This window comes from Caballeronia terrestris (assembly GCF_001544515.1).
GTDB lineage: Bacteria > Pseudomonadota > Gammaproteobacteria > Burkholderiales > Burkholderiaceae > Caballeronia > Caballeronia terrestris.
Genome location: NZ_FCOL02000210.1, coordinates 1 through 3,314, shown reverse-complemented (window position 1 = coordinate 3,314; position 3,314 = coordinate 1). Strand labels below are relative to the sequence as shown.

Here is a 3,314-nt window from a genome sequence, read left to right as displayed (position 1 = left end):
GGCGCGCACCTGAGCGCCGAGGCCGTCGAACGGATTAAACGCGAGGACGTAAAGGGAACGCCGCGCGTCGTAGAAGTTGAACTCACCGGCGACGACATCGCCCAACGCATTCTGCAAAGCGCGGTCGAATTTAACGCCGACCTGGTCGTGATGGGAACGCATGGCAGGCGCGGCTGGCGGCGGCTCGTGCTCGGCAGCGTCGCGGAACATTTTATGCGGATCGCGAATTGCCCCGTGCTTCTTATTCCTGGACGCGACGCCGAAGCACGCGCGGAGCAAGCCGGGACCACAGGGGAACCGCTGAAGGAGCCGTCATGACTTACAAAACACTGCTGGTTCACATCGACGACAGCCGTCACAGCGAGGCCCGCGTCGACTTCGCCTTCGATCTCGCACGCAAATTCGACGCCCATGTGGTCGGCTTGTACGTGGTGTGCCAGGATCTGTTTCGGCCACTCTTCAATCGCGACGAAAGCCTGAACCTCGCCGAGAACGAGGCCCAGCACGCAGCGTGGCGCGAGCGCGCTCACGAAGCGTTTCTCGGAGTTGCGCATCGTGCGGGCGCAAGCGCCGAATGGCGCGCCCCTGCAGGGCCCCCGCTCGATGTGGCGGCGCTCCACGCTCGCCACGCCGATTTGCTCGTGCTGGGCCAGCACGATCCCGAAGACCCGGGCTCGTACGTCGCGAAGAATTTTGTCGAAGACGTCGTCATGAGTTCCGGCGTGCCGGCTGTCATCCTTCCTTACTCCGGGCGAATCAACAGTTTCGGCGACAATGTGCTGATCGGCTGGGACGGAGGGCGCGAATCGGCGCGGGCCGTGGCCGATGCGCTACCGATCCTGAAGCGCGCGCGCTTCGTCGAAGTGGTGAGCGTGCAACGGCACCAGGATGACGAAGCGCCTGCCGGTATTGAGGTGGCTGCGTATCTCGACCGTCACCAGGTTCGTGCGAGTTTCTCGTCGACGAGCCGAGCATCGGGCGCGAACACCGGCGCGACGCTCCTGAGCAAGGCAAGCGCGGTTCACGCCGACCTGCTCGTGCTCGGTGCCTACGGTCACACACGGGCGTTCGAACGGGTGCTCGGTGGCGTGACTCGGACGATGCTCGAATCGATGACCATTCCGGTGCTCATGTCGCATTAGATCGAATGCCCCGCACCAGGACGCGGTCTCATTGGGTAGCCTGTGAACTGAAGCGGCGCTCACTTCCGAGCGCCGCCGTTTCGTCGCTTTGCTCACTTAAGAACCAGAAGCGAGCGCTTCGTCAGTGTCGTACGGAGTGGCGTCCCGCACCGCCAGCACGGGAACATTGCTTAATCGCAGTACGGACTCCGCCACGCTGCCAAGTAGCACCCTCCCGGCCCCCCGATGCCCATGCGTGCCCATCGCGATCAGTTCAGCTTCAAGTTCAGCAGCCGCATCGACGATCACATGCGGGACCGATTGCCCGTAAGAATCGATGACGCGCGACATGACCAACACGTTGTCGGCTGTGCAGCGCTCCTTCGCACGTTTCACTTCGGCCTCGGCGGCTTCGTGCGCGACGGCGCCGAACGCCTGATCGTCATAGAAGCCAGTTTGCACGTCGCCGATAGGAATGACATGCTCAACGACGGCCACCACGAGGACAGTGCCGTCCGCCGCTCGTGCCATTTTCAGCGCCTCGTCAAGTGCGAGGCGCGCAGCACGGCTGTTATCCAAAGCCACAAGAATTCGCTTGTACATCGCCTTCTCCCTTTTGGTTAGCGCGCCTTCGATCGACGCTTCGAAGAACGGCTTTTAGTTTGGCCGGCGGATGTCCGGTGCGATTGATCCGTGTCAATCACCGATGAAACTCCGCGGTTGACGTGCGTCAACCGCCGTGGAGACGTATCGGTATAGGATGAATTCCTCGTGTCAGCTTTCTAACGGGCAAGCAATGCCTCACTCGACTACATCCGCGTGGCCCTGCGCGAATCATTGGGCATATCCAGCCGCCGAGTGGTTCGCCGAGGCCTTCGACGCGCGCGCCGTCAGGGCGTGGCTCGCCGCAGGTGGCGCGCCTCACTGGCGGCAACCCATTGCGCTCAATATCAGTATGCCCGCGCCCCACGGTGCGGAATGCGCCTGTGATCGAGCCGACTGTGTCCAAGCAAGCATCTGCGTGGCACATCTCGAGCAGGAGATGGCGCTCTACCATGCGACGCGTGGCGAGCGCGCGACAGTCGTCGAAATGCGATGGTCCGCCGGCGTGACAGCACGGCCAAAAGGCACGTTGGAACGGCTTCGCACCGCGGTCGATGACCACTTTGAGCGCAGTCCCAGATCGAGCTTCTCGGCTGTCGTTGAACCGGAAATCCGGGCCGGCGCTTCGTTACCCGCGCTACGCGAGTTGGGCGTGACAAGCTTGTGCGTCATCTTCGAGAATGACTGGTCAGCCGCAACAGCCTATCTTGCCGCCGCGCGCGACATGGGCTTCGTTGCGGTGGAAGCAAAGGTTTGTGCCGAGAGTAATGGAACTAGCCTGGGACGGCAACTCGATGCACTCATCGCATCCAAGCCCACGCGCATCGTTCTGCCGTCAGCGCGGATGCATTCCGCCGCCAGCCGTCTCCTCGATGCTGGCTATGTGTGCATCGCGCGTAACGTTTTGGCGATCCCGGCGGACAGCCACGCAATCGCGCATCGACAGGGACGTCTGACGCGCCAGCCATACGGCTATTCCTCACGGCCCGTCGGTGCGGTTCTAGCGCTCGGGCAGCAGGCCATCGGCTACATCGGCCCACTCTATTATCAAAACCATCGGTTGCCACGGCATTATTTTTCGGCGCTCGGCCGAGGCAAGTTGCCGGTGGAGCGAGGCCTGCATCTCACGCACGAAGACCTCACGCGCCTTGCGGTGATCGGAAGCTTGTCTGCCAACCTGTTTGTCGACATCGCCGCGATCGAAGCCATATACAAGATCGACTTCCGCCAGTATTTTGACGTCGAATGGAAGGCGCTGAGCGAATTCCTGCGAATTGGTGTCCTTACCCTCGATTCGATGTGCCTTGCGCTGACTCCGACGGGTCGCCTCTGCTGTGATGACGTCTGTCGTGTGTTCGACCAACGTGCACGCTTCCTCGCCGAGCACACGCCACAACCAGGCTTACTGTAGCAGCCCCGCTTCGGGGTACCGCCCTCGACTTTTCGCACTGGTGCAGCATACGGCAATCGGCGAAAATCATGCCATTATCAGTTGCCTGTCCCGAACCGCCCTTACCACTTCCAGCAGCGGCGATTCCGTTACGCGCGAGGCTCACATGGCCAGTCACGGCAAATCACCCGGGCACACTC

The 3,314-nt window shown here is 62.0% G+C and carries 4 protein-coding genes; 3 read left to right on the top strand and 1 reads right to left on the bottom strand.

The features are described 5' to 3' along the window. Both AWB67_RS35375 and AWB67_RS35370 read left to right on the top strand, forming a co-directional pair. Positions 1-318, top strand: a 318-nt coding sequence (locus AWB67_RS35375) for a universal stress protein (protein WP_143328468.1), incomplete at its 5' end; no start/stop codon positions are given. Continuing rightward, positions 315-1,142 (top strand): universal stress protein, encoded by an 828-nt coding sequence (locus tag AWB67_RS35370; protein ID WP_087660548.1) that lies wholly within the window; start codon positions 315-317, stop codon positions 1,140-1,142. The genes AWB67_RS35375 and AWB67_RS35370, both read left to right, overlap by 4 nt. Positions 1,143-1,238: 96 nt before the next feature. Here AWB67_RS35370 and AWB67_RS35365 read toward each other — a convergent pair whose 3' ends face one another. After that, positions 1,239-1,724 carry a universal stress protein gene (locus AWB67_RS35365; RefSeq protein ID WP_087660547.1) on the bottom strand — a complete coding sequence of 162 codons (486 nt, stop codon included), beginning with the start codon at positions 1,722-1,724 and terminating at the stop codon, positions 1,239-1,241. 418 nt (positions 1,725-2,142) lie between these two features. On the opposite strand from AWB67_RS35365, the gene AWB67_RS35360 reads away from it, so the two are divergent. Continuing rightward, positions 2,143-3,135, top strand: a complete 993-nt coding sequence (locus AWB67_RS35360) for an oxygen-independent coproporphyrinogen III oxidase (protein ID WP_125474224.1) — start codon at positions 2,143-2,145, stop codon at positions 3,133-3,135. The last annotated feature ends 179 nt before the right edge of the window (positions 3,136-3,314 follow it).